General features: G+C 46.2%; 25 protein-coding genes. 17 read left to right on the top strand and 8 right to left on the bottom strand.

Going from position 1 to position 24,441, the window contains the following annotated elements; genetic code table 11:
• The first annotated feature begins 2 nt into the window (after positions 1-2).
• The 5 genes from ABMY42_RS09125 (at position 3) to ABMY42_RS09105 (ending at position 6,975) form a co-directional block, all read left to right on the top strand.
• On the top strand, positions 3-2,894 hold the full coding sequence (locus ABMY42_RS09125) for an ADP-ribosyltransferase (protein ID WP_049535756.1): 2,892 nt from the start codon (positions 3-5) through the stop codon (positions 2,892-2,894).
• A 482-nt stretch (positions 2,895-3,376) separates the two neighbouring features.
• Positions 3,377-3,817: a type III secretion system chaperone gene (locus ABMY42_RS09120; RefSeq protein WP_005450259.1), complete on the top strand. Its 441-nt coding sequence runs from the start codon at positions 3,377-3,379 to the stop codon at positions 3,815-3,817.
• Positions 3,818-3,828: 11 nt separating this feature from the next.
• Positions 3,829-4,806, top strand: coding sequence for a hypothetical protein (locus ABMY42_RS09115; RefSeq protein WP_009698260.1), 978 nt, complete (start codon positions 3,829-3,831; stop codon positions 4,804-4,806).
• A gap of 220 nt (positions 4,807-5,026) precedes the next feature.
• Entirely contained in the window at positions 5,027-5,485 is a 459-nt protein-coding gene (locus ABMY42_RS09110) for a CesT family type III secretion system chaperone (RefSeq protein WP_349266239.1), read from the top strand.
• Positions 5,486-5,496: 11 nt separating this feature from the next.
• On the top strand, positions 5,497-6,975 hold the full coding sequence (locus ABMY42_RS09105) for a CesT family type III secretion system chaperone (RefSeq protein WP_349266238.1): 1,479 nt from the start codon (positions 5,497-5,499) through the stop codon (positions 6,973-6,975).
• Between the two features lie 165 nt (positions 6,976-7,140).
• On the opposite strand, the gene sctU is transcribed toward ABMY42_RS09105, so the two are convergent.
• From sctU to vscN, 8 genes are all read right to left on the bottom strand, one after another.
• Positions 7,141-8,193 (bottom strand): type III secretion system export apparatus subunit SctU, encoded by a 1,053-nt coding sequence (gene sctU, locus ABMY42_RS09100; protein WP_005450246.1) that lies wholly within the window; start codon positions 8,191-8,193, stop codon positions 7,141-7,143.
• A gap of 122 nt (positions 8,194-8,315) precedes the next feature.
• A complete protein-coding gene (gene sctT, locus ABMY42_RS09095) occupies positions 8,316-9,098 on the bottom strand; it encodes a type III secretion system export apparatus subunit SctT (RefSeq protein ID WP_045488063.1) in 783 nt (260 codons plus the stop codon).
• Positions 9,095-9,361 (bottom strand): SctS family type III secretion system export apparatus subunit VscS, encoded by a 267-nt coding sequence (vscS, locus tag ABMY42_RS09090; protein WP_005441784.1) that lies wholly within the window; start codon positions 9,359-9,361, stop codon positions 9,095-9,097. Before vscS ends, sctT begins: the two co-directional genes overlap by 4 nt.
• Before the next feature lie 13 nt (positions 9,362-9,374).
• A complete protein-coding gene (gene vscR, locus ABMY42_RS09085; protein WP_005426130.1) occupies positions 9,375-10,025 on the bottom strand; it encodes a SctR family type III secretion system export apparatus subunit VscR in 651 nt (216 codons plus the stop codon).
• Complete coding sequence (gene sctQ, locus ABMY42_RS09080; protein ID WP_005450243.1) at positions 10,022-10,987, bottom strand: type III secretion system cytoplasmic ring protein SctQ; 966 nt, start codon at positions 10,985-10,987, stop codon at positions 10,022-10,024. Before sctQ ends, vscR begins: the two co-directional genes overlap by 4 nt.
• Positions 10,984-12,459 (bottom strand): type III secretion system needle length determinant, encoded by a 1,476-nt coding sequence (locus ABMY42_RS09075; protein WP_349266237.1) that lies wholly within the window; start codon positions 12,457-12,459, stop codon positions 10,984-10,986. The genes sctQ and ABMY42_RS09075 overlap by 4 nt, the downstream gene beginning before the upstream one ends.
• Positions 12,460-12,468: 9 nt before the next feature.
• Entirely contained in the window at positions 12,469-12,930 is a 462-nt protein-coding gene (locus tag ABMY42_RS09070) for a type III secretion protein (RefSeq protein ID WP_005441793.1), read from the bottom strand.
• Positions 12,927-14,249, bottom strand: a complete 1,323-nt coding sequence (vscN, locus tag ABMY42_RS09065) for a SctN family type III secretion system ATPase VscN (RefSeq protein ID WP_017188262.1) — start codon at positions 14,247-14,249, stop codon at positions 12,927-12,929. The genes ABMY42_RS09070 and vscN overlap by 4 nt, the downstream gene beginning before the upstream one ends.
• A 187-nt stretch (positions 14,250-14,436) precedes the next feature.
• Between vscN and sctW the strand changes: the two genes are divergently transcribed.
• Genes sctW through vopD form a run of 12 tightly spaced genes read left to right on the top strand, consistent with a single transcriptional unit; the run spans position 14,437 to position 24,379 of the window.
• On the top strand, positions 14,437-15,330 hold the full coding sequence (gene sctW / locus ABMY42_RS09060) for a type III secretion system gatekeeper subunit SctW (RefSeq protein ID WP_005441804.1): 894 nt from the start codon (positions 14,437-14,439) through the stop codon (positions 15,328-15,330).
• The gene (locus ABMY42_RS09055; protein WP_005441806.1) at positions 15,311-15,595 is read left to right on the top strand and encodes a TyeA family type III secretion system gatekeeper subunit; all 285 of its coding nucleotides are present in this window, start codon (positions 15,311-15,313) and stop codon (positions 15,593-15,595) included. Before sctW ends, ABMY42_RS09055 begins: the two co-directional genes overlap by 20 nt.
• Positions 15,582-15,956, top strand: a complete 375-nt coding sequence (gene sycN / locus ABMY42_RS09050; protein WP_005441809.1) for a type III secretion chaperone SycN — start codon at positions 15,582-15,584, stop codon at positions 15,954-15,956. The genes ABMY42_RS09055 and sycN overlap by 14 nt, the downstream gene beginning before the upstream one ends.
• Entirely contained in the window at positions 15,953-16,330 is a 378-nt protein-coding gene (gene vscX / locus ABMY42_RS09045) for a type III secretion system protein VscX (protein WP_005441811.1), read from the top strand. The genes sycN and vscX overlap by 4 nt, the downstream gene beginning before the upstream one ends.
• A gap of 5 nt (positions 16,331-16,335) precedes the next feature.
• Positions 16,336-16,674 (top strand): type III secretion system chaperone VscY, encoded by a 339-nt coding sequence (gene vscY, locus ABMY42_RS09040; RefSeq protein ID WP_005441813.1) that lies wholly within the window; start codon positions 16,336-16,338, stop codon positions 16,672-16,674.
• The gene (gene vcrD / locus ABMY42_RS09035; protein ID WP_101959964.1) at positions 16,658-18,784 is read left to right on the top strand and encodes a SctV family type III secretion system export apparatus subunit VcrD; all 2,127 of its coding nucleotides are present in this window, start codon (positions 16,658-16,660) and stop codon (positions 18,782-18,784) included. The genes vscY and vcrD overlap by 17 nt, the downstream gene beginning before the upstream one ends.
• A complete protein-coding gene (locus ABMY42_RS09030) occupies positions 18,784-19,197 on the top strand; it encodes an LcrR family type III secretion system chaperone (protein ID WP_038898138.1) in 414 nt (137 codons plus the stop codon). The genes vcrD and ABMY42_RS09030 overlap by 1 nt, the downstream gene beginning before the upstream one ends.
• Positions 19,198-19,257: 60 nt before the next feature.
• The gene (locus tag ABMY42_RS09025) at positions 19,258-19,548 is read left to right on the top strand and encodes an LcrG family type III secretion system chaperone (RefSeq protein WP_005441819.1); all 291 of its coding nucleotides are present in this window, start codon (positions 19,258-19,260) and stop codon (positions 19,546-19,548) included.
• Positions 19,549-19,558: 10 nt separating this feature from the next.
• Positions 19,559-21,649: a virulence-associated V antigen gene (locus ABMY42_RS09020; protein ID WP_038898137.1), complete on the top strand. Its 2,091-nt coding sequence runs from the start codon at positions 19,559-19,561 to the stop codon at positions 21,647-21,649.
• A gap of 12 nt (positions 21,650-21,661) precedes the next feature.
• Entirely contained in the window at positions 21,662-22,153 is a 492-nt protein-coding gene (gene vcrH, locus ABMY42_RS09015; protein ID WP_005450229.1) for a SycD/LcrH family type III secretion system chaperone VcrH, read from the top strand.
• A 3-nt stretch (positions 22,154-22,156) separates the two neighbouring features.
• Positions 22,157-23,356 carry a type III secretion system translocon subunit VopB gene (vopB, locus tag ABMY42_RS09010; protein ID WP_009698249.1) on the top strand — a complete coding sequence of 400 codons (1,200 nt, stop codon included), beginning with the start codon at positions 22,157-22,159 and terminating at the stop codon, positions 23,354-23,356.
• Between the two features lie 9 nt (positions 23,357-23,365).
• Entirely contained in the window at positions 23,366-24,379 is a 1,014-nt protein-coding gene (gene vopD / locus ABMY42_RS09005; RefSeq protein ID WP_005450225.1) for a type III secretion system translocon subunit VopD, read from the top strand.
• Positions 24,380-24,441 lie beyond the last annotated feature (62 nt).

Genomic DNA, 24,441 nt, shown 5'->3' with positions numbered 1-24,441 from the left:
CGATGCAAACGACGATTCGCACTGACGGGGCGACAAGCACCGCGGCTTTACTGTCCTCGCAACAGACACCAAGAGCGGTTAATACCTCTTTAAGTCAGACCCCATCGGTCTCCGTTTCCCTAGTTGGTAATCAGCCGCCGCTGAACACGCAACCTGTCTCAATGCCGCCATTGCGTCAGGCTGTGGAGGAGTTTAACCATGCCATCATGCGTGCTGCTCAGTATGAAGGCAGCATTGAAAATTTGGTCCGAGATAAGGTGAATGCGCAGTTTCCAACAACCTCTAACGCGGTGAAAAACCAGATAGTTGCTCAGTCGGTGGAGAAGATTGCAGAAGCCAACCAAGCATTTGAGTTTAACCATTTGGGCAATGACCTGCTGCAGAACCCTGCAGTTGAGTACATGTCTCAATCGTTTTTGCGTCGAATCCTAGAAAATGTAGCGATCGCTCAAGCGAAAGATCCTTCAGTGCCAGTAGCAAAGACAAATGAAGACGCAGGTATCGGTTTTCTGGACGGCTGGAGTGACGACGACGCTAAGTGGGCAGAGCAGCTCAACAGCGTACTCAATGACCCTAAAGCCAATGCTCGGGTACTGACTACATTAGCTTATAGTCATTTGAGGGTATTTCGTGATCCTTCGCGACTTAAGATGATGGGCGATGCCGTGAATCAGCCATTGCTGAATGCTAAAGAAGCGAATCAAAGGCTGAACATTTTCCACTCACACGGTGCAGGGGCAAAACCTGAGATCTCGACTCCGACCACAACCCAGCCCCACGGTTGGGCATGGCTTAAGTATGCCGATTGGAATACAAGTGAAGCGCTTGGCAACAAAACCGGCAATGACTTTATCGGCAGTCGTCAAAACGGCGACCCTCATAAAGGGACCGGATTCAAGTTTCAAGGAATGCAGGAGGCCATGAAGCCTGCGGCTTATCACAACGACGCCGTTGCTTTAAAAGAGCGTTCAGAGCATGAGTCCGGCTATGGTGGTTTCGTTATCAATGATAAAACCTTAACCACGATTGGTCAGGATGAGCCAACTTCAGTCAACTGGCGCCAACAGAACATGGATAAGAAATTACCTATGTTTGCTGGACCATCTAGTACCACCTCTTTTATGTACGAAGTGGCACGCCTTCTCAAAATGCCCGCTTCTGAAGCGCAAGCATTTCGAGCCTTGCTATTGGGGTGGATGATTCAGCCACGTGATCACAGTTTTACAGAGATCATGGGAGCACTGGATGCTTATGCGATGGAGCACAACGACCACGGCGCTGCGACGGTAGACAGTGATGGCATGATGGCGTGGCAAGCGCGCGAGACGGGCAATTGGCTTGGTGCTTACGAGGGTCTAGTGAGCCAAGACATCGACTTACCCGGAATGGAAGCCAAGACAATCACGCTAAATGGGCAAGAAATTCATTTACCTGCGATTGAACCGGTGAAAATGAGTGTTGAGGAGTTCGACCATTCTGTGACTCAAGGGAAAGGCTACCCATCACAATATGCTGGGAGTGAATATCTTGATGCACTGGCGCAGGCTGCTCAGAGTCATCAAGAGGCGGACGATACCTTTGGTCTGGCTTCTGAGAAAATTCTCTACGCTGCGCAAAATATGAACGACTTGAAGTTATACAATACCGAGCAGAGAACCATGCCGGAATTGCCTGAGCGAACACCGTCAGGACAGCCATTCATTGACGGTGTTAAAGCGGAAGCGTTAGGCAATTGGTTAGAGCGTCAGTCTCCTGAGCAATATCAACAGCTTCTCAGCAATGCTGCATCTTTGTTGGCGGAATCTTCACAGGAAGGATCGCTGAGTAATGTTTTTCGTTACGGCGACCGTAATGACGTGTGGGATACTTTTCGTACGGTAGATAAGTCAAACATGCTTGATGCTCAGTTGGTGCTAAAAAACAAACCTGATCACCAAGATGCGTTGGCCTTTTTGCAAGATGTCGTGAGTAGCAAAGCTACGCCAGCTGAACGCCAACAAGCGGTATTAGAAGCCATTGGTGATGATGCGAATAACCAAGCGACGTTGATTAACGTGATGCTGCTGGCGACGACTCGATTCTACACAGGGAATGGCGCGAATATTATCAACCCAGGCTACGGCGACTTTGCTCCGCCAAAGAACGAGAGTGAAATGGAGATTCGTCTTCAATCGTTCCTAAAACGTAACCAATACACCAGTTCTGCTGAGCGAGCGCAGGCGAAGAAAGAGTATCGTCAGACCGTGGATATGTTGCAGGCTGCGCTAGACTCTCCAATGTTTGAGCGATACTCCGGTAAAGTCTGGCATGGCTGTCACACTAGTGTCGCCGATGCGGCGTTAGAGAAAGGAACCGGTTTTCAGTTTCCTGGATTCATGAGTACAACGCGTGCTCCAGACGTGGCACAAAGTTACATGGCGAAAGGTGCGCTTTTAGTCATCAACCCTACGCCAGACATCGGGATGAATATTGAACCTATCAGCAAAGCTGAAGGTGAGAGAGAAATCTTGGTTCCTGCGGGGACGTCTTTTACTGTTGAACAAAGCTACACCTTACATCTCGAGAAAGGTTACCCGTCTTCAGCCAATACTATGATGAAAAAGCGAATCCACGATGCAGAAGTTGCGATGGGTCGCCGCCAACCTCATGTGACCATACGTGTGACGACGCCAGAGATGGAAAAAGCGGGTTTGAGTGGTAAAAGCGATCCAAAAGGAGAGGCGGAGCTTGCTGACTTGATTGATCATATCAAGAAAAATAGCTCGAACATGGAAGAGCAAACCAAAGTTGTGGTTTTGAGCCGAGAATCCAGTGCACCAAACGTCAGTGTGGCGAATGCGGATAAAGCGGCAACAGAAGCCTTTAAACCGATGTATTCTGGTGGCTTTGTTTAGCTAAGTCCTCATCTAATTAACGAAATCCATTCAACTTGAAGTATCTCAGCAGCTGTAACGTGCTTGAGATTGAAAGAGTAAAGCTGGGTATATGGTGAGATTCTTTGATTCTCACCATATACCCAAGTCATTCTCGCTGAACCTAGCGCCTTGAGGTTTCTTGGGTATACCTTTCTATAAACGGCTTAAAACGAAAAAAAGCCGACCATATCTGGCATATTTTGTCGCTGTTATTGAGCACAATACTCCCATCAACTGACAATCTGTTCATCTTTAAAGGCTTTACTATTGCCTCATAAGAGCGGAACGTTTGCTCAAGAATACTTAATTTGGTTTTTGCAGTAATGGTTAGTTTAATAAAGTTAACCATAGTAATAAAAAATAAAACAAAAATGATGTGATATATGTATTTTAAATTCGAGATTTTATATCTGGTTGTTAAATTAATACATCAATATTAAATATCAGGATAGTAGGTGAGTATGGATAAGGTGAATACCTTACTAATTGAACTTGGTAACACGCTCGATATTGATCGAGTGACGGCATATGATAATCAAATGTGGGCTGTATATATGTCTGCAGGCAAAGAAGTTGAAGTTCAAAGCTTGGATGAGAGAGAAGAACTGTTATTTTCAATCAAGGTTTGCCAAGGTGAAGAAGCATTTGAGCTTAAAAAACTGCAGACACTTTTAGAATATAACTTCTTATACCGCGAATCAGGTGGCGTGCAGTTCTGCATAAACCCAGAAAACCAAGAAGTACACATGCAAGTAAGCATGCCAATGACGTCAGAAGTGAGTCGAGTTTCGACCATGATTACTCAGCTTATGGAGCTTTGCCAGTTGTGGAATCAATATCTAACGACTCAGCATCAGTCGGCTGAACAACACGAAAAGCTGCATTCTTTCATCTCTGTTTAAAGGTTAGGGTCATGGTAAATATCAATACATCACATATGCACTCGCTCAGCGAGCTGACTGCACACCTATCTACGCAAAATCAATCAGATGACAAAGAAGTCCGAGCTCATGGTGGCAAGGATATCTTTGTTAAAGAAGGTGCGCCGAAAAACACAAGTGTAAGCGCTCGTATCAATCACCAAAACAAAGCGAAAGCGATTGTAGTGGGTTTATTGGTTAAGCAAGGTCTGCCGAAAGACGTCGCAAAAGCCATGATGCAAAACGTACTTAATGGTGAGAATAAGCTGACTCTTGGAAACCTTAAAGATTTAGAGCGACTATCGACAGGACCACGAGAGAACTGGCCGAGTGTTTCAAGCACTTCAAAGCCATCCAGTACGGGTAAAACTGACCCTGCAGATGCCCTGATCAGAAAGCACCAAGGCGCACTGCAAAAGCTGGGTGATTTTGCCTGTACTGACCTTAATACGTTCGGTGACAAGCGATCTGAGTTCTATCAATCGAAAGCGAAACCAAGATTAGAGGGGTTCTACGCCAACCCAGCGAGAGTTCAACAAGATAAAAAAGCAACCATGTCGGCAAACATGGTTCAAGTCGCAGCGCAAAGAGGCAATAGCCCTCAAATGGGCACACTGCAAAACATCGCGAAATCTGTTCAAGATGCTAAAGCCGGTTGCTGTACGACGTTTGCCTTTGCCGCCGCCTCTGAAATGATTCAAGGAATGCAAGGTGAAATGGATCAAAACACCAAGGTTGAAGTAGTGGCATTCAAGAAAGGACACTCAGGAACGCACTTGTATGTTCTGGTTGGTCGACAAGATGGTAGTGATATCAAAGACCCAAGTACATGGAATAAAGATGTGAAGATTGTAGACCCTTGGGCAGCATCAGCTTTTGGCGCAAGAATGTTTGGTGATATTGCTCATCCACCTGTTTCTAATATGTTCCCACCGTCTGAAGTTATTTTTGATAGCCATAAGCTAAATTAAAGATTTCATAATCGGTTGTTAATATTTAATCTCTTAAAAGAGCAGCATTTCGCTGCTCTTTTTTCATTTATTAAACTCAAAATTACTTATTGTTTATTTCTCGTTTTTTGTGGCGCAAATCACGACAGTATCGTGAAACTAACAAAATAAAAGCTATTTTCGACATCGTAATTATGCCATTCGTTGTTTACTAGCAATAGTGAAACAGAAGGAATAAACGATGAATACATTACAAGTTATATTGAAAGAGTTTTGCGAAATAAACGAGCTACCGCCACTTTCTTTTTCTGAAGAAAATCGTTGCCAGTTATTGGTTGATGATCGTTACGTTATTTACTTTAGTGCGACAGAACAAAACGATCTTATTTTATCGGTGGCTTTTGGTGGGCTCGAAAAAAGCGGTGAACTGAGACTGAAAGGTCTCGAACTTCTCGCCCATGCTAATTATTTCGGTATTGCGGATGGGAGCTTAACGCTTTCACTTGCACCCAATGGTAGACAGTTGGTTCTTGCGGGTCGAAAGCCAATTGAGCATTTAAACGCAGCGAGCCTATCAACTTGGTTCCATGCCCTCAATGAGCAAACGCAACTCTGGCAGGCTCGATTTGCGATGCTAGACCAAGACCCAACCCAATTTATCAATCAAGAACAATCTCACGTTCAGACGCTTCGAGTTTAAGGAGTTCTCCCATGGTAAGTCCAACCAGCAAAATCAGTCAAAGCCCCGTTCCGAGCTTGGATCAATTCCGTTCTGTCGCGGCACAAAAAGATGATCGTGTGATCAGTAAGCGCGGTGAAGTCAAAGAGCCATCGACCTTCCATAAAGGGCAAAAATTCGCAGCGGTGAGTGAAAACGTGCTGCGCTCGAAATATCAAAAGTACTTCCAAGAAAACATTAAGACTCACTTAGATTTAAAACAGGCGCTGTTAAAAGAAGAAAAACCAGAAACGGCATTATTGGCGTTCTCTCTTGTTAGCCCATCAGGTTATCGCGGCGAGCCTTTGACTGAGCGTAAGATCCTTGAAGTCGTCAGCCTATTGGAAGAAGTAAAGGTTGACGGAAGCGCTTATGAAAATCTAAAAGGCACGTTCGATTCGATCAGCAAAGACCCACGTTTACAAGTCAGTATCGAAAACCAATACCCAGGAAAGATGGATGGCTTTGGCGCTGAGTTACTTGAGATGGCGAAAGAGAAGATTAAAGGGACTGGTGTCAACGCAGCGATTAACTTGGCGCTACCGGGTGTTGGCTTGTTGGTTGCCACTGGGCGTGAATTGCATAAAGCCGCCGTCAATGGTGATGCAGAGGCATACCACCACCAATTGGATCACATTGCCCAGTTACCCGGTCGTGACCAAAGGTTGGCACTGCCAATGCAGCAAGCGCTTGCACATGGGCACGCAACTCTGTCGGCAGAAGGCGCGATTGGTGCCACGTTAGGTATGGCAACAGGTGGTCTTGGAGCATTTGGTGTTACCTCCGTAGGTACCGCAGGTGTACTTCCTGTAGCAAAAGAAGCTCTAGGCAGTGTGGCAGCATCGGGCTTAATCAGTGGCTCTGGTTTTGTTGCTGGTCAAGCTGGCTCTTACGGCTTGAACAACGAAGTTCAAGATCAACTTCGTCAAGAGCCGATGTCTGGCGTGTTACCACGTATTGAAGTGTCTAACAGCAAGGGTGACTTTACTTTCAGCATGCAAGATGCAGCATCAGTGCGAGCTTTAATGGCGTACTTAGGTCCAAAGGAAGACAAGTCTATGACATCGCCTCAAGCACCAAAAGAAGCGCAAGAAATGGAAGCTGCGCGTTTGACGCTCAAGAAGATGTTGGGCTCAGATGCTAGCGAGCATTTAGTACCAGATGTCGATCCTATGCTTAAACTGAGTGTGGAAGATGCTCCAAGTCAAACTGAATCGGTGGCGAATGGTGCGTTTAAGAAACTGCTCAATGAAGATTGGGACTGGTTGATGCCAGCCGTCCGAGCCATTGATCAAGGTAAGGCACAAGACATCAATAAGACTTTGACCTACAAACTGCCTCTTGATGCAGCGAACGGACGCGTGTACTTGGATAAAAGCCCGAACCTTGATGATGGGCAACTTTCGGCGCTGGAAAAGCTAGGTTCGCCAAGCCAACTACGTTTGATGTACTTAGCAGAAGGTTGGATTTAACTGATTTGGCTTTAAACCAAAGTCCGCAGTGAAATCCTAGCGAACAAGAAAACACAAAAGGGAGCAGATGCTCCCTTTTGTTTTTGATGAAAAACCGTCTAATGAAAAAAAGTCAAAGCAACCGTGGCCAAGGCTCGCTGTTGTAAAGACAAAACTTGCTTCTGCTTATTGCTCTTCAGATTGCTCCAAAGACGCAACCCAACGTAAGATCTCTGCGGTGGCTTCAATAAGATCGCCAGGTATGTATTGGTTTAGCTGGCCATCCGAATATAACGCACGTGCGAGTGGCACTTTCTGCATGACAGGAATCCCTTCTTCTTTGGCTATTGCAATCATGCGTTTCGCCATCGCATCGGTCTCTTTCAGGGTAATTACAGGCAGAGGTGTTTCGCCTTTCTTGTAGTACAAACCAATGGCAATGTGCGTTGGGTTTGTTACCAAAACATTCGAGCGTTTAACGTTATCTCTTTGGTTGGAGGCTTGTAGCTCTTGGTGCAACTGACGACGCTTACTTTTGATTTCTGGACTGCCTTCCATCTCTTTGTATTCGCGCTTCACTTCATCCTTGGTCATCTTCAATTGTTTGGTATGGTCAAACTTTTGGTAAGCAAAGTCGGCAGCAGCAATCACAATAAAACCAACTGCCGAAATGATCATTAATTGTTTGATTAGCACGCCAGTGATGGTCGGTACACACTCTAATCCACAGGTAGGAATCTGCAGTAAAGTGTTTAAGTTACCTTTTAACGTTACCCAAATAATGCATGAAAGCAGCGAAACTTTAAGGATCGACTTAATAAACTCAATAATGCTCTTTAACGAGAAAATTCGCTTAGCCCCTTCAACAGGGTTGATCTTCTTGATATCTGGTTTGACAGATTCGCCACTAAACAGAAAGCCGAACTGACCCATGTTCGCCATGATGGCGATGAGAGCGGCGACTAAGATGATCGGCGCGAGCAGATAAACCATTTCTTTGGCAATGGCGATTGCTACATCGAGAAGAGCATCTTGAAAGCCCTGATACGCCAGTTCACTTGGCAATAAAAGCAGGGCGGAGATATGCGACATATAGTAATCGGCAAACGCAAATAGCACGGTGATCAAAGCCAGAATCAACGCCGATGAAACGATTTCCTGACTTTTTGCAACTTGCCCTTTTTGACGGGCATCCCGGAGTTTTTTCGGGGTGGGGAGTTCTGTTTTTTCTCCGCTCATTACTGGGCCTGTTTATCTTTCGTAGTTAAATTTAGTTCAATCTAAAAGCGTTTTAATCATCGGAGAGGCGGAAGCTAGTGAACAGTCACCTATTCGCCTCTCTCCACTGTGTTCTTATGCGATCACCAAATGGTATTGAGCTGCTCTCTGAACAGTACAATTTCAGAGAAAAGTGCTTGAAAGTGATTCATCATCAACGCCAGGTACACAATCAACAACACACTGGCGATGGCACTTTTGATTGGCATTGCCAAGAAGAAAACGTTTAGCTGCGGTGCAAAACGGCTGATCAATGCCAGACCAAATTCGGCGAGGAACATCGCCAATACTAAAGGCGCAGACATCAATACCCCAAGCCACATTAATTGTTCGAACTGGGCATAGAAAAAGTGTACCCACTCTTCCGTTACGGACGGGAAAAAGCTGATGACGGGCCAAGAAGCATAACTGTTAAATAGCGCGTAAATAAAAGCGACAAAGCCACCGCCCGAGAAGAACAAGGTGATGAGAGTTTGAGTCAACAGTACTGCGGTTGGCGTCGATTGTGAGCCGAGGGTAGGGTTGAACATACTCGCCATTGCTGCGCCTCGTTGGTTATCCACGAGAAAGCCTGCCGCCTCGATTGCCCAAAAAGGGATCGCCGCAACAAAGCCAATCAGCAGACCTAACAGTACCTCTTTGCCCAAGATGATCATCAACCAGATCCCATCCGTTTCTGTGGGCAAATCCTGCTGGTTAATCATCGGAAAAATAAACAACGCAAGGGAGCACAAGACACCATTTCTCACCATGGTGCCGCCCAGAGTTTGCTTGTTTAAGATGGGCAGAAATATAAAGCAAGCCATTAACCTAGGAAGCGTTAAGCTGTATAGGAACAACGCTTGGTGCAAATCATCGTAACTCATCGTATTTGCGGGATTTTATCCAAAGCTAATGTTGCAAAGGCATGCAGTTCTGCGCCTAGCCACTGTGTGGTGACGAACAAGGTAATGATGACGGCGATCAGTTTAACGACAAAACCCAACGTCTGTTCCTGTACTTGAGTTAACGCCTGAATGAGCGAGACCAAAGTACCAACCAGCGCCGCAACGACAATCGGTGGCAGCGACAAGAACAGAACAAGCGTCAAAGCTTGAGTGGTAAAGTGGATTATTTCAGCCGGATTCATGCTTCTCTCCTTACTATCCGTAACTGAGCACTAAGCCATGAGTCAGCTTGGTCCAACCGTCTAGCAATACAAACAGCAGCAGTTTGAACGGTAGCGAGATCGTCATCGGCGATACCATCATCATGCCCATTGCCAATAGGATGTTGGACACGATCAGGTCGATTGCGATGAAAGGTAGGTACAACAAGAAACCAATCTCAAACGCCCTAGTCAACTCGCTTACCGTAAAGGCGGGGAGCAACAACAATAAGCTGTCTGATTCCAAACGATCGACGTACTTTTGTGGCCACAATGTTCTTGCCGCATCGGTGAAAAATACCGATTCGGTTTCACGAATGTGCTTCTTCAAAAACTCACGATACGGTTGCAATCCGCTCTCAATCAGTCCTTCGATACTCTCGGAATCTTCTAGGGATATTTCATGCTGCGTCACGTAGTCATAGGTTTCAAAACCCACTGGTGCCATGATGAAGATCGACAAAATGATCGCCAATCCATAGAGCGCCATGTTAGGTGGTATTTGTTGTACACCCAGTGCGTTTCGCAATAGGGAAAACACCACCGCCAGCTTAACAAAAGAAGTCGCCATCATTGCAATGAAAGGAATCAAAGCGAGTAGGGCGAGTGTGACGATGAGGTTCAGTTCATCAGGTAACTGGATCATGCTGGCTCCTGACTACCGCCAAACAGTTCGAGTACACGCACACCTAGGCGTTCATTAATGTTCACCAATTCGCACTCACCAATGATTTTGCCATTTGCTCGCATTGTCACTGGGTTAGAAATTGGTTGGTTAAGTTCAAAGGTAAAACCAGGTTGCAGAGCGTTAAGTTGCTCTAAAGTAATGGTCTGCTGACCAACATCAAACGTGAGTTCAATTGGCAGTTGCTGGTGGTCGGTAAGTGCTTCAGAGCTATTGATATCGTTCATATTGGTTTCTTTTTCTAGGATATGGAGAGTGGTTTCGTCGAGTTGGCATCGCCAAAGGTTTTGATTGGATACCTGAAAGAGCACTTGATGTTGTGCGATGTAGCAATCATCGAAGAACACCACATCGCCCAGTTCCAATTGTTCAAATTGACCGAGTGCTAAACGTGTTTTGCCAAAGCTCAGCCAGAACGGCAGCGCAATGTTTTGGCTTAGGTAAGACGGTGCTTGTGGCAAGGCGTCAATCAGCACATCTCGACCTTCATTTACCCATAGGCTAAGAGAGGCGTCATCACGGTTGATGGTAAGCATCAACACATTCTCTTGTTGAGCTTGCTGTTCATGAGCTTGCAATTTACTCAACACTGGCAGTTGCCCAAACAGACGCTTAATGACATCGGTGTAGGGCTCAATCTGGCTGCTGAGTAACGCCATTTGCAATGAGTTTGGCAGCGATTCAAATGCCGTTGAGTCAAGCATGCCATGTAGCCACTGTTGTAGCTGCGCACCACAAAAATCGATTTGAATCGTTTGTCCGCCAATGAGTAGCGTTAAACGGTAGCCCGAAAATTCAGGCTTTTGTCCAAGCGTGACCGACAGGCTGTTGCTCTGGCTATCTTGAAAGTGACATTGCTTCGCACACAGTTGGTTGCTTAGTGCGATGCTCGATGCGTCGACCTTGGGAAAATCAAGTATCATCGTTCGTCCTCAGGTTTCCATTCATCATAAATACTGCGTTGTTGTCGCGAGCGTTGTTGATCTTGTTGTTGGTTCATCTGTTCGCTGACCGAGATTCGAATTGGCTGGTCGATACCCAAGCGTTGCAAGCGCTCAACCAATTCTTGTTTAGCGTTTTGATTGATCAGTGACAGGGCATGCTCTTGCTTGATCAGGACGCTGTAACCAGAACTGTCATGTTTAATCGAGATCTCGCCACCTTTTAACTGACCTTCATTGAGAAGCAGTCGGACTTCCTTCTCGTTCGCACTTGGCAAAGACACATAGATCTTGTCAACCAACTTGCTGATCAGCTCGTTCACATCTCTTGCCGAACTTTGTGGTGCTTGTGCCTCCATACTCTTGAGGATCACATCACCTTGGGTGGTCGGCTGGCTTATATTCGACGCCGAGAACAGTTTGATGTCGGCTTCAGGCGTCGAATGATGTAAATCAATGTGCTTCGAGTGCTTTAGCTTCTCTTCAAACGCTGACAACGCAGCTTTCGCTTCTGCATTAATTTGCGCGTTACTTAAAGTGCCTGCTTCTTTTGTTGTCGTATCTGGCTTTTGTCGCTGACCATTTAATACGTTTTGCACGGCGGTAGCAGCTTTGCCATCAAGCTGGATTGGCGTTGGTTGACTATTCAAGTCTTTTTGGAAACCGCCAATAATGGCTTTAGGATCGTGATACAGACCATCAAGAGATGCGGTTGAACCTGCTGAATCAGCTTGGTTATCACGAGTCGTTTTTTCTTTTGTTGCTGAGGAACCGACGGATTGGTTTTTCACAATGATTTCCTCTTGCTGCTGTGCATGTTTACCTGCCATATTACTCGGAGGCGCTTTTTCAGATAGAGATTGAGCAGCGTCTTTATCGTTGTTTTCGACAGGAGATTTGTCCTTATTTGGGCGCTCCGTTATCTCCGTATTGTGCAAGCTGTTCTCATGCTTTATGCGTTCTTTATCGCCAATAGCTTGCTCGACTAACGAGTTAGGCTTAATGGGTTTTGTGATATCTGATTCCGCTTCTGTCGCGGTCTTTGGCTGTTCTACAGCATCACTGTTCGAAGCGTCTTTTGAAGCTTGATGATTTGTGCCTAGCGTAGAGTCTTTTTCTAACGGAGAAAGATTGGCTTTAGCAGCATGTTTCGCACTGTCAGCACCGTTTGTACTGCCAGCTTTGTCCGTTTTTTCAGAAGAAGCTTGGTCTTTGGCTCTTTCTTGCTGAAGATTGTTAGGCTGAGCTTTAGGCTTCAGGGGCTCGAACTTATCTAAACTCAATGCCGCTTTGTACAAACGAGTCGTCTCTTGACTATGCTCCGCTTCGGACGGCATTGGCTTAAGAGCGTTGTTAAAGCGAGACTCAAGTTCTTCAGAGATGTTGCTTGCTGGACTCTGTTGACCTTGTTGTGAGAATTCTGTTGTGCTTGGGTGATCGTGTTTGACTCGCATCTTTACCTTCTATGAAACAACGACGCTACGAAACTCTTCCTGTTCGAGCTCTTCTTGGTACTGCACTTGACGCATTTGTTCAGCAATTTCTTGTTCGTTTAGCTGAATGAATTTTTCTTTTGTTTTATGAGCGGCAAGGGCTTCTTGTTTTCTTTCTTTAAGCCGTTGGTTTTCTTGTTCTAATGCTTTTTTTGCCTCTGCGGCACGTTGTTTTAAATCTGCTTCTCTCTCCCTTAATAGCGCGATTTCTTGGCGTAATATTTCAAGCTCTTTTAGTACCACCGTTTTCTGCTTCGCTTTGGCAAACCGTCGCTCTTCTTCCTCTTTTCGCCATTGGTGATAATCGACCACGGACTGCTCGGCTTTTCGCAATAAAGAAAGCGCACTATTGACTCGATACTCTTGCTGCTGAACGGCACTGTCTGCTCGATCAGCTCGAATCTTTTTTATCTCTAGTAACTGCTCGATCATAAGCCCGCCAGTCCTCGTAACTGAGTCACGGTTTCGTCGAGTTCACTTGGTTCGTGTGTGCCTTGGCGCAAAAATGCTCGGATATCATCACCTTGTGCAATCGCCATATCCGCGCGGCTGTCAGCACCATGTTGGTATTCACCAATTTTGATCAGCAGTTCCACTTCTTCATATTTCGCCAACATTTCACGCATATGAGCTGCCGACGCTTGATGAGTTTTGTCCACGATTTGGTTCATCACACGGCTCGCGGAGCGAAGTACATCGATAGCTGGGTAGTGGTTCATCGCTGCCAGTTTGCGAGAAAGAATGATGTGACCATCCAGTATCGAACGGGTCTCATCGGCAACTGGCTCTGTCATATCGTCACCTTCTACAAGCACGGTATACAGTGCGGTGATGGAACCTTTGTCTGATTGACCCGCACGTTCCATCAGTTTTGGTAGTGCAGCAAAAACAGAGGGCGGATAGCCTCGTCGTGTTGGTGGTTCACCAGCAGCCAAGCCAATCTCACGCTGAGCTCGGGCAAAGCGCGTCACTGAATCCATAAGCAGCAAGACACGTTTACCTTGGTCTCGGAAGTACTCCGCGATAGAGGTCGCGACAAACGCTGCTTTGGCACGTTCCATTGCTGGTCTGTCGGAGGTCGCAACAACCAATACTGACCTTGCCATGCCTTCTTCACCAAGGTCGTGCTCGATAAATTCTCTTACCTCACGCCCCCTCTCACCGATAAGGGCGAGGACCGTTACATCAACATCGGCAGAGCGAATAAGTTTCGCGAGTAGGGTACTTTTACCACCGCCTGCTGCCGCAAAAATACCCATCCTTTGTCCTTCGCCACAGGTGAGCAATCCGTCTATCGAACGAACCCCCATGGAAATAGGTTTCTCGATCAGTTTTCTCTGCATCGGCGGCGGCGCGTCTCTGTAAACCGGATACCAAGCACTCGGCTCTTTGCTTTGGGTACCATCAAACGGTCGACCCAGACCATCCAGAATCTTCCCTAACAGGTGATCGCCAACACCCACTTCGTGCATCTTCCCAAGCGGGCTTACTTCGGTATTGGAGGAAATACCAAACATGTTGCCAAGTGGGGTGAGTAACGCGTGATGTTGTTGAAAGCCAACCACTTCCGCTAGCAGCGACAAGGTTTGATCCGGGTTACGCAACTCACAAAGTTCACCGACACGTACACCTGGCACCACGGCTTTGATGATGGTGCCGGTAACTTGAGTAACTCGACCGCGGATTTGGATCAAACGTGTCTGTTTGATTGCAGATTGTTGGGTTTCGGTGATGTATGAGAAGTCGTTCAATTTAGGAAAACATGCGCAATAACTGATGCTGAGAGAATAAAAAGGATGGTGCAGTATTTATAGTGACTATTGGTCGGGAGTTTTTAGAAAACTTAAAACGCCCTAAAAAAACACGTCTGATTTTGACAGCCCGTTGCAAATGCAATTCTTATAATTCGCTCATATTGTACGAAAGGAGTGCAAGTGAATGAGTATTATCAATAATCAAATTACAACGGGTAACAAGTTTGACACGCCAATTCGAAGCGGTCTTGAGTCTTCACGTTCTGGGGAGTCAATTGGTGGCAACTATCGAGGCGAAACTGTCCGTGTACACAATGCTACTCAATCACTGTTTGACGCGATGGAAGAGCTGACGTCATTAGGCTCAGAAAAAGCGGAAAAAGATCTGACCAAACGCAAAGTGAAAGATGGCGGTATTCGCGTTAATGAAGCCCACGAGTTGGTTTCTGATTACCTAAGAAAAGTGCCTGATCTTGAGAAGAACCAAAAGATCAAAGACCTTGCTGCCAAAATGGCAAGTGGCAACTTATCAACAATTGCCCAGTTACAAGCGTACCTTAATGGTTTTTCTGAAGAGAAAAGCCACCAGTACCTTGCATTAAAAGCGGTGAAAAAGTTTCTTGGCGCGAACCCAGAAAGTAAGAACCTACTGGCGCTGATCGACCAAGCCCTTCTGAACTTTGAGCAAAACCCAGATTCATGGTCTCAAATTGATACTGAAATTCGCGTATCCAGTTTTGCTGACGAATACAGCCAAGAACAAGGCTTCAGCAGTTTGCACCAACTGCGTGGTTTCTATCGCGACACCGTACATAGCTACCAAGGTTTAGGCTCAGCATACAAGGATGTGGTTGAGCGCTTTGGTGAAAAAGAGGTGTCTACGGCGGTTGACTTTATGTTGCAAGGCATGAGTGCTGACTTGAGCGTTCAAGGCAGCAATATCGACTCAGTTAAGTTGCAGCTTTTGATGTCAGATATGCAAAAGCTTAAAACGCTGAACACCCTTCAAGACCAAGTTGGCAATCTCTATCAGATGTTTAAACCTCAGCAGGCAAGCCATGGCTTATCAAGTTACTGATTTGATGTCAGATGTCATTGCTTTGGTTGAGCAGCGCTGGGTGGGCAGTGAAGAGATCTGGAACTTAGCGAATGCCATGGAATTGGAATCCACCGAGCGAAAAATTAGCTTTTTCAGAGAGCTGCATAAACTGGTTCGGCATATTCCAATTGATGTGTTTAACGATGAAGAGCAGCGACAAAACCTAATACAAGCCGTGCAAAAAGCGCTTGATGAAGCGATTGATTTAGAAGAAGAGGAAATGTGGGACGATGAATTGGATTGATGCGTCAGTGGATGATTTTTGCCGAGGAATGGGGCTTGACGCTGTGGATTTCTCGTCAGCAGGGCGTGTTCAGTTGAGCTTTGAACAGAGCGGTACTTTGCACCTTGAGAAGCATCAGGACTGTTTGTTTCTTATGTTGGCGAAAGCGCTGCCGTGGCATCAATCTAATGAGCCGATCAAGAAGGCACTGAGCTTTTGCCATGCAGGGCAAGGTTGGCCATTTACCATTAAAACCGGATTGCTCGATGAACAGACGCTGGTTTTCTCTGCGCAAATTGAAGGTGATGAAGTGACATTGCCAACCATCGAACAAGCATTCGCGCTCTTGGTTCGCTTACACAATGATGTGGCGAATTCATGAGTAGAATTAGTACGTTAAACGTTGGTATTGAAGGCTTTACTCATGTCTCTCTTGAGCAAGTTGAAAACGATTTCCCACAGCGTTTTCAACTGCTGCCTGATGGTCAAGCCATCGCGACGCACTTAGAGAAACTGTATGAGCTTCGCCCATCTGAGCAGTACTTGATGTCGCTCGCCAAGCCAAAGCTTACCCATTCAGAGCTACTTCGCCCAGACAAGTATCGCCAGCAGTTTGATACGACTCAGCAGCGACTTCAGGAATTGGCACAGCAAAATGGTTCTCATGCGCTTTCCCAAGCGGTGGAAACGCTGCAAAACACGCAATTAGACCAACGTTATCTCACCATGGCGTTGAATCTACTGATTCAGGTTTAAGCCCCATGTTGCAAACAAAAGATGTGGAGCTATTGCTTATCCACGCTGCACTCCAAGTTCAATATCAAAAGCCCGAACAGGCGATCACGTTGCTGGATGCGTTGTTAGAAATCGAGCCAGAGCATCAAGAAGCTCGCCAAACACTGGCGGTGGCATGCTTGAATTCTGGTCGTTACACACGTTCAATCGAGCTGTGCGAAAGCTTATTGGAAGCAAACAACTCAAATAAAGCGGGCTTATGGTTTTGTCTCAGCCAAGCGCGCTGGAAACAAAATGATGTTGAGGGGGCACGCCGTGCTCATCGACGTTATCTGAAATCTCTAAATAGTGAATCAAATGAATAAGTTGATCGATATTTTAAACAAAGTTGGACAACGCAAAGACATCATGCTCGCCGTGATGCTATTGGCGATCGTCTTTATGATGATTTTGCCTTTACCGACGGCATTGGTGGATGTACTAATCGGTACCAACATGAGTATAGCGGTCGTCCTTTTGATGCTTGCTATCTACATTACCTCACCGCTGGAATTCTCTGCATTCCCGGCGGTTCTTTTGATCACAACGCTGTTTCGCTTGTCACTTTCTATTACGACAACGCGACTTATCCTTCTGCAAGGCGACGCCGGTCAGATCGTTTATACCTTCGGTAACTTCGTAGTTGGCGGTAACTTGGTCGTGGGTATCGTGGTGTTCCTGATCATCACCATCGTTCAGTTTATGGTGATCACCAAAGGTTCTGAAAGGGTTGCGGAAGTCAGTGCTCGATTCTCCCTTGATGCGATGCCGGGTAAGCAAATGAGTATCGACGGCGATATGCGTGCTGGGGTGATCGACGTTCATGAGGCGCGTCATCGTCGTTCATTGATCGAAAAAGAAAGCCAAATGTACGGTTCGATGGACGGTGCAATGAAGTTCGTAAAAGGGGACTCCATTGCCGGTCTGGTGATCATCGTGGTGAACATTTTGGGCGGTGTGACCATTGGTGTGACTCAAAAGGGCATGTCTGCGTCTGAAGCGCTTGAACTGTTTGCTATTTTGACCGTCGGTGATGGCCTGGTATCGCAAATTCCGGCTCTGTTTATCGCTATTACGGCCGGTATTATCGTTACACGTGTTTCAAATGAAGATTCCTCTGACCTAGGTTCAGATATCGGTGGTCAGGTTACCGCGCAACCAAGAGCTTTATTGATTGGTGGTGTCCTATTGGTGCTGTTTGCACTCATTCCAGGCTTCCCGAAAATCACTTTCCTTGTGCTTGCCGTTGTTGTAGGCGGTGGTGGTTTCTTCTTGTTCTATCAACAGAGAAAGCAGAGCGAATCTGACAGTTCTGACCTACCTAGTTTTGTCGCCCAAGGGGCGGGCTCGCCAGCTGCCAAACCGAATAAACCAACCCCTTCTCGCAACAGCAAAGGCAAATTGGGCGAGCAAGAAGAGTTTGCGATGACAGTACCGCTGCTCATCGACTTGGATTCTCGCTTACAAGAGAGCCTAGAAGCTGTGGCATTAAATGATGAACTCGCACGAGTCAGACGCGCGCTGTACCTCGATCTAGGTGTGCCATTCCCGGGCATCCACTTGCGATTTAATGAAGGGATGAGCAACGGTGAATACCTGATTCAATTGCAAGAAGTACCGGTTGCTCGCGGTCGAATTGAAAGCGAAAAATTGCTGGTGACAGAGGGCAATGAGCAGATCGATTTACTGGGTGTGCCTTACGAAAACGATGACGACTTTCTGCCGGGCATTGCGAGTATTTGGGTTGACCACAGTCACCGAGAAAAATTGCAAAACAGCCATGTGGGCTTTTTGACTCCCGACCGCATTCTGACTTACCACCTGTCTCACGTACTGAAAGAGTACGCGCAAGACTTTATCGGTATTCAAGAGACCCGTTACTTGCTTGAACAAATGGAAGGCAGCTACTCCGAATTAGTGAAAGAAGCGCAACGTATTGTGCCTCTACAAAAGATGACGGAAATCCTGCAACGCCTCGTTTCTGAAGATATTTCTATTCGTAACTTACGTGTGATCTTAGAAGCAATGGTTGAGTGGGGACAAAAAGAGAAAGACGTGGTTCAACTGACGGAATACATCCGTTCCAGCTTGAAACGCTACATCTGTTACAAGTACGCCAGCGGTCAAAATATGCTGCCTGCGTATCTGTTGGATCAGAGCTTGGAAGATACGATCCGTAACGGTATTCGCCAGACTTCAGCGGGCAGCTACTTAGCGCTTGACCCTTCTGTGACTCAACAGTTTGTCAGCGACGTTAAGCAAACCATCGGTGATTTGAGCCGCATGCCAAATAAACCTGTGCTGGTGGTGTCGATGGATGTGCGTCGTTACGTACGTAAATTGATTGAATCTGAATACTACGAACTGCCAGTGTTGTCGTTCCAAGAACTGACTCAGCAAATCAATATTCAACCGCTGGGAAGGGTAGGAATGTAATGGCGTGTGAACTCGCTCAGTCTTTAATGGCGTCAGGAATCGAAGTGACGCCTTACTTTTGGCAGAAAAGCACCATCTTGCTCGGGCAACGATACGAGTGCGACGGTATGGAACTGGTATTCCGAGTGGAAGAAGGTGAAATCATCATCGTACTGCTGCGAAGAATCAGCCCTAATCAAGGTTTGAGCAATCCTTTCTCTGCTCTGTTTTTGCTCGCAGAACACGCGATCCGATTGTACCCACCCGATTGGAGCATTCGCGGCAACGTTGACGTATTGCGAGGCAGCAATATGAGTAGCCAAAGGTTAGCGCAGTTCTATTTAAAAGCCTGTGGGGCGAGCCACGATGAACAAGAAGATTGGTACTTCTTGCGCCTCAGTGATTACCGCCCACTTAAAAAGAGAAAAAAGTAAAAACTCTCGACTGTTACTGACAGCATCCAAGAGATGCTTCGCTTTAAGATAGGTATCAAGATGAAGCAACCCTTTACCGAAACCATTGAAAAATCAGAACTTGCTATCCGTAATGCGGAAGATAGAACTGATGTCTTCAATGAATTACTTGAAGGATTAGGCGTTGGTCCAGTAGCAGGCAATATTCTGCTCGATGGGTTAAATGCTTCGCCCCAATTGATGAAACAAGCAGAGCATGAACTGCTTGAAGAAGTACAACGCCGCAGACAACAACAGCATCAAGTGCAAGCCACGAGTACCAAAGGCTCTAGGCGCAAGCGACCAACAATGATGCGTGGCATGGTGATCTAGAGGTTTCTAAATGACGGATATGACAACCATGAACTCTGTATCTGGAGTTCTAAATACAGCAACGAATCGTGACTCTCAAGCCTCTTTCCAGCAGCGTTTGGTAGAGACCCTTTCTCCAATTCTAGGCGATTCCGATGCAGCTCAATTAGAGTCTTTGATTCGCCAATTACCAATGGTAGTTGGGCGTACCGAACAAGAAAGTTTGGACCTGTATGCAGATTCATTACGCACGCTGCTAGAAAAGCAAGCCGCCTTTACGGGGACTGCTGCCGCTGAGACTGCTGCGCATTGGATGCAGTCACTGCAACACCAAGCGGTGAATGGTCAGATTGCGCCTCAAGACGTAGTGACTGGCGTAAACAACACGCTCGCGCATCAATTCCAGTCTTGGTTCGATAAGCAATTAAAAGATACGGTCGACAGCTCGCTTCCAACAGATTTTATCAATGAGTTTCGTTTAGGCAGCCAAAGCACCCAAGCGCAGCAAATTGCAGCCCTAGATGCGAGCGCGCTTACAGCCGCGACAGCAGAGATCAGCAAATTTGTAGACGCTCTTGCGCAGCAAATGAGCTCTAGCGAAGTCCGTGATAGTGCGATTTCATTTTTGCGCAATGCCTTTCGTAATCTAGGCTCGGTAGATATCAACGGGCTCAAGAACTCGAACTACTTGCTAACGCAAGAAAGCTTTAGTGCAGCGGTTACAGCTCAACTGGTTACTTCTTTGGACAGCGTAGGCATCACGTTAAGTAACAGTGATGCTAAGGCTTTGGCAGATAAGATTGCTTGGATTCCAGGTATGTCCAAGCAAGAGCTTACCGGTGCATTAAATGACCTAGCAAAACAAGTGAAAGGTCAGTACGAAAACGAATACGGGGCAGGACAGGTTGGTCAACTGCAAAACGTGCTTAATGCCGTGGTAGCAAACCTCAAGAACTCCCCAAATGCGATAACACTTTCGAGTTTGTTTTCTAGCATTGCGGTAAGCCTTGTGAACAAGCAAGTCGATACTTTTTACGGTAACCTCCATAAGGTACAGAAATACCAAGCGACGCAAGATCAGGTTGATCTAATCAAACAAAATACTGCACGAGACATAAACCTGCTATTTGAGAAGATTGTTGCCAGAAAAGACATTGGTACTGATTTCATTACGCGTCATCAAAAAATGATGGAGAACCTTAGCAAGTTAAATACGCGCTTGAGCAAAATCTCAGAAGAAGAAAAGAAGATAACCACAGGAGCTGACGGGAAAGAGCACGCTGATGTTAAAGCGGAACACTCTCTGACTGCTCGCGATTTACTGTCTGTGATTGAATCCAGCATTGGTGATCGCTTTGATGAGCGTGTGCTGTTTGCCTTAAACGAGCGTCGCGTTAACCGACTTGAAAAACGAGATCAGCAAAAAGAGGAACTTCAGTCTTATACAGCAAGGCTAAAAATCTTTGGTGAAGTACAGTCTCAGATACATATCAAGCAAAGTGGAAGCGGTACTTATGGTGAAGGTTACAACCCTGAAAGTTATAAATTTAACCACACCAGTTTTAACTACAGTACTCCAGAAGAATTTCATAAGTCACCTGAGTTTAAACATCTAAGTGAAGTTTTTCGAAGTGACAAAGGCTGGGGGCAACCTGGACCAGGTAAGAGAGCGAATATCTATCAAGATTATATCGATTTTGACGCGATAAACAGAGACAAGGTTAACTTGTCTAGTGTCATCGAGAGTCGAAATGGAACAGATGTTCGATTCATTTTTACTAAAGAGAATGTCGAGAAATACATCAAGCCAGAATTTCGACATCCATCTGGTGGAATTCAGCCTTCACCCGAAGACGTACTAAAGGTCACACACCGTATGTTTTTGAGATATGAAGGTATTGATGCAAAAAATGAGAATTATCAAAATGGCGAGAAATCCAAAAAATTGTCTGATTTCTCTAGTTCTGTCAGTGATAAATCCAAGTTGCTTAACGATGAAGTGCAAATCAAAACCACTGAGCTGAACGACACCAGTTCTCAATACAACTCTACCGTTGAAGCTATGAACAAGTTTGTTCAGAAGTACCACAGTATTTTACAAGAAATCCTACGAGCGATTTAAGGATAAACAACCATGACTACACAAAACGCGGCAACTGACCCATCTCAAATGCAAGCAGAGGAACTACTTTCGTTTCTAGAGGATGGGGGTACGTTAAAAATGCTGCACGACGTATCGGCAGATACTATCGAGCACATTTATGCGGTTGGATACAACTTTTTCCAATCAGGCAAGGTAGAGCAAGCCGCTAAGGTTTTCCAACTACTTAGCATGCTTGATCATTACCAAGCGCGCTTTTTCATTGGTTTGGGAGCCGCTCGTCAGGAACTGGGTGAGTACCTGCAGGCGATTGATGCCTACAGCTACGCTGCGCTTGTGGATATTAATGATCCACGCCCACCTTTCCACTCTGCAGAATGTCACCTTAAGCTTGAGCAATTGACAGAAGCAGAGAGTGGGTTTTACAGCGCGAAGGAGATGTCTGCCGGGAAATCAGAGTATGCAGACTTGCATCAACGAGCAGACATCATGTTAGAAGCGGTGAGAAACAAAAGGAGTAACTAGAATATGAATTCTATTGCACTTGACCGCACTCAGAGTCAGGTATACACACCTGATTCTGGCCAAACTACGTTAGACAAGGTAACGAAGACCGCATCTCATGCGTCACCTTCTGTAACCGTTGAAAACGTAAAAGGTAAAGATGCTGAAGCATTGAACACTGGTAAAGTTAAAGTTCAGCTTGATGCACCTAATGCCGCAGTAAGCGATAAGGTTAATGAACTTACGCTGAAAGCCATGGCTCAGCTACAAAAAATCGTAGACTCGATTGCCAAGGTTTTGCATGCGGTTGCCGACAATACGGGCTCGCTAGCAGTGAGAATCATCGCAGGTTCTGCGGATGATTTTGAAGTAGAGCTGGCTGCAATCACAGACAAACTGAAGAGCGCTCAAAACGAGCTTAAAATTCAGGAAGTGAAAGTAGCGAAAGCGAAGCACGAGCAAGAAATGGCAGAAAACCAAGAGAAGATCAAAGAGTCTGAAGCTGCGGCAAAAGAAGCTCAGAAGTCAGGCTTAGCCTCTAAGATCTTCGGTTGGATCAGTGCTGTTGTCTCTATTGTCGTTGGTGCCATCATGGTGGCTACTGGTGTTGGTGCGGCAGCAGGCGCATTAATGATTGCCGGCGGCGTGATGGGCGCGGTTAGCATGGTTCTACAAGAGCCAGCTGTACAAGACGCGATGAAAGAGGCTGGCATTAATGTCGATGCTCTCAACAAGGTCGTGATGGCTCTAGAGATTGCCGTAGCAGTTATCGGGGCAATCGTCACCTTTGGCGGCGCCGCTGCAGGTGGTATCGCGAAATTGGCGGCGAAGAGTGCAGGTAAGATTGCACAGAAAGTCACTGATATTGCGACCAAAGCAGCAGCGAACATGGCGAAGATCGCAGATATGGGCTCTAAAGCTGCGACTACGACTGCGAAAGCAATCCGTTTTGGTGCAGAAACCGTCGACCTTGCTGTCAATGTTGGTAAGGGGACCACTGATGCGGTTCATGCTTCTAATAACGCGAAAGTTACTAATATCCAATCGGATATCACTGACTTGCGAGCGAAGATGACCCTTAGCCAAGCGGTTATCGACAAGCTTAAAGAAGAGATCGCTAAGCTGATGGAAGACTTCCAAGAGCTGATGAGTGTCATCATGCAGATGATTCAGGCGAAAGGCGAAACGATGCAAGCGGTGATGAGCCGTCCAGCGACGGTTTAAGGAGCGTTTATGTTAGATAAAATTGGCAATACTGGACGTGCAGATCTTTACGGTTTGGGCGAGCTAGGTAAAACCACTAAGGCTGAAAAAGCGCCTGAGACAAAAACGGAAGCTGCGGCAATCCGTGGTAACAGCGAGGCAGCAGTATCAGGTCCTAAACATTACCAATTGGATGGTCCAAAAGCACCTGCAATCGGCGATCAAGCTCGAGTAGTTGAAAAGCTGATGAGCGCATTGGCGCCAACTGTGAATCTGCTAATGCAGACAACAGAAAAAGCCCTAAACGGTGAGCAGGTCATTAAATCTCCATCGGACGCGATTTCACAATCACTGTCTCTGCTTACGCTGCTTTATCAAGTGTCTAAGCTAAGCCGTGAGCAGCAAGTACTGCAACGTGAAATTGCTGTTGAAGCAAACGTAGCAAGCCTTAAGAGCCAAGCACAAGAGCTTAACAACTCAGCCAAAGCGATGATCGCAATGGCGGTTATCTCTGGTGTTATGGCGGGTGTTACTGCAATCATGGGCGCAGTTGGCTCAATGAAAGCAGGTAAGAAGATCAAACAAGAAGCCGCTGGTAACAAAGCATTTAAGGGGCAACAAGCAAACTTAGATGCCAAAATGGCTGAGATCAAAAACACCAAAGGTTTTGAAGGCGCGAAAGCAAAACGTGGGGAAATGCACCGCGAAGCAAATATGATTCGTACCGATATGGATCATATCAAAGCGGATACCACGGCTTACGGACGTAAGTTTGATAAGCAAATGGGCAACAACCAAGCGACGAACTCAGTCATTCAAGCTCTGACTCAAATGGCAAACTCTGCGTCAAACGTAGAGCAAACCAAAGCTCAGGCTCGTAGTAAAGAAGATGAAGTTCTAGCGACACGCGCACAAGCATCTAAACAGAAAGCAGACGAAAACGTCGGCTTCCAAGAAGGGTTGCTAAAAGAGTTGCGTGAACTGTTCCGCTCAATTGCTGATAGCCAAAACCAAGCATGGCGTGCATCTATCCCAACGGTTTAAACCGTAGCGGATAAGATCGCATAAAGAGTTAAGGCGCTGTATATACAGCGCCTTTTTTGTGT

It is taken from the genome of Vibrio sp. SSH13-20 (assembly GCF_040104475.1).
GTDB lineage: Bacteria > Pseudomonadota > Gammaproteobacteria > Enterobacterales > Vibrionaceae > Vibrio > Vibrio harveyi.
This window is presented reverse-complemented; position numbering and strand designations above follow the sequence as displayed.

Excerpts from the sequence above, each read along its gene's own strand:
- ABMY42_RS09125 (WP_049535756.1), top strand. The coding sequence starts at position 3 with ATGCAAACGACGATTCGCACTGACGGGGCGACAAGCACCGCGGCTTTA.
- sycN (WP_005441809.1), top strand. The coding sequence starts at position 15,582 with ATGAATTGGATTGATGCGTCAGTGGATGATTTTTGCCGAGGAATGGGG.
- vscS (WP_005441784.1), bottom strand. The coding sequence starts at position 9,361 with ATGAATCCGGCTGAAATAATCCACTTTACCACTCAAGCTTTGACGCTT.
- ABMY42_RS09070 (WP_005441793.1), bottom strand. The coding sequence starts at position 12,930 with ATGATCGAGCAGTTACTAGAGATAAAAAAGATTCGAGCTGATCGAGCA.
- sctW (WP_005441804.1), top strand. The coding sequence starts at position 14,437 with ATGAGTATTATCAATAATCAAATTACAACGGGTAACAAGTTTGACACG.
- ABMY42_RS09055 (WP_005441806.1), top strand. The coding sequence starts at position 15,311 with ATGGCTTATCAAGTTACTGATTTGATGTCAGATGTCATTGCTTTGGTT.
- vopB (WP_009698249.1), top strand. The coding sequence starts at position 22,157 with ATGAATTCTATTGCACTTGACCGCACTCAGAGTCAGGTATACACACCT.
- vscY (WP_005441813.1), top strand. The coding sequence starts at position 16,336 with ATGTTGCAAACAAAAGATGTGGAGCTATTGCTTATCCACGCTGCACTC.
- vscR (WP_005426130.1), bottom strand. The coding sequence starts at position 10,025 with ATGATCCAGTTACCTGATGAACTGAACCTCATCGTCACACTCGCCCTA.
- ABMY42_RS09030 (WP_038898138.1), top strand. The coding sequence starts at position 18,784 with ATGGCGTGTGAACTCGCTCAGTCTTTAATGGCGTCAGGAATCGAAGTG.
- ABMY42_RS09120 (WP_005450259.1), top strand. The coding sequence starts at position 3,377 with ATGGATAAGGTGAATACCTTACTAATTGAACTTGGTAACACGCTCGAT.
- vscX (WP_005441811.1), top strand. The coding sequence starts at position 15,953 with ATGAGTAGAATTAGTACGTTAAACGTTGGTATTGAAGGCTTTACTCAT.
- ABMY42_RS09075 (WP_349266237.1), bottom strand. The coding sequence starts at position 12,459 with ATGCGAGTCAAACACGATCACCCAAGCACAACAGAATTCTCACAACAA.
- sctT (WP_045488063.1), bottom strand. The coding sequence starts at position 9,098 with ATGAGTTACGATGATTTGCACCAAGCGTTGTTCCTATACAGCTTAACG.
- vcrH (WP_005450229.1), top strand. The coding sequence starts at position 21,662 with ATGACTACACAAAACGCGGCAACTGACCCATCTCAAATGCAAGCAGAG.
- sctQ (WP_005450243.1), bottom strand. The coding sequence starts at position 10,987 with ATGATACTTGATTTTCCCAAGGTCGACGCATCGAGCATCGCACTAAGC.
- ABMY42_RS09115 (WP_009698260.1), top strand. The coding sequence starts at position 3,829 with ATGGTAAATATCAATACATCACATATGCACTCGCTCAGCGAGCTGACT.
- sctU (WP_005450246.1), bottom strand. The coding sequence starts at position 8,193 with ATGAGCGGAGAAAAAACAGAACTCCCCACCCCGAAAAAACTCCGGGAT.
- ABMY42_RS09110 (WP_349266239.1), top strand. The coding sequence starts at position 5,027 with ATGAATACATTACAAGTTATATTGAAAGAGTTTTGCGAAATAAACGAG.
- ABMY42_RS09105 (WP_349266238.1), top strand. The coding sequence starts at position 5,497 with ATGGTAAGTCCAACCAGCAAAATCAGTCAAAGCCCCGTTCCGAGCTTG.
- ABMY42_RS09025 (WP_005441819.1), top strand. The coding sequence starts at position 19,258 with ATGAAGCAACCCTTTACCGAAACCATTGAAAAATCAGAACTTGCTATC.
- ABMY42_RS09020 (WP_038898137.1), top strand. The coding sequence starts at position 19,559 with ATGACGGATATGACAACCATGAACTCTGTATCTGGAGTTCTAAATACA.
- vopD (WP_005450225.1), top strand. The coding sequence starts at position 23,366 with ATGTTAGATAAAATTGGCAATACTGGACGTGCAGATCTTTACGGTTTG.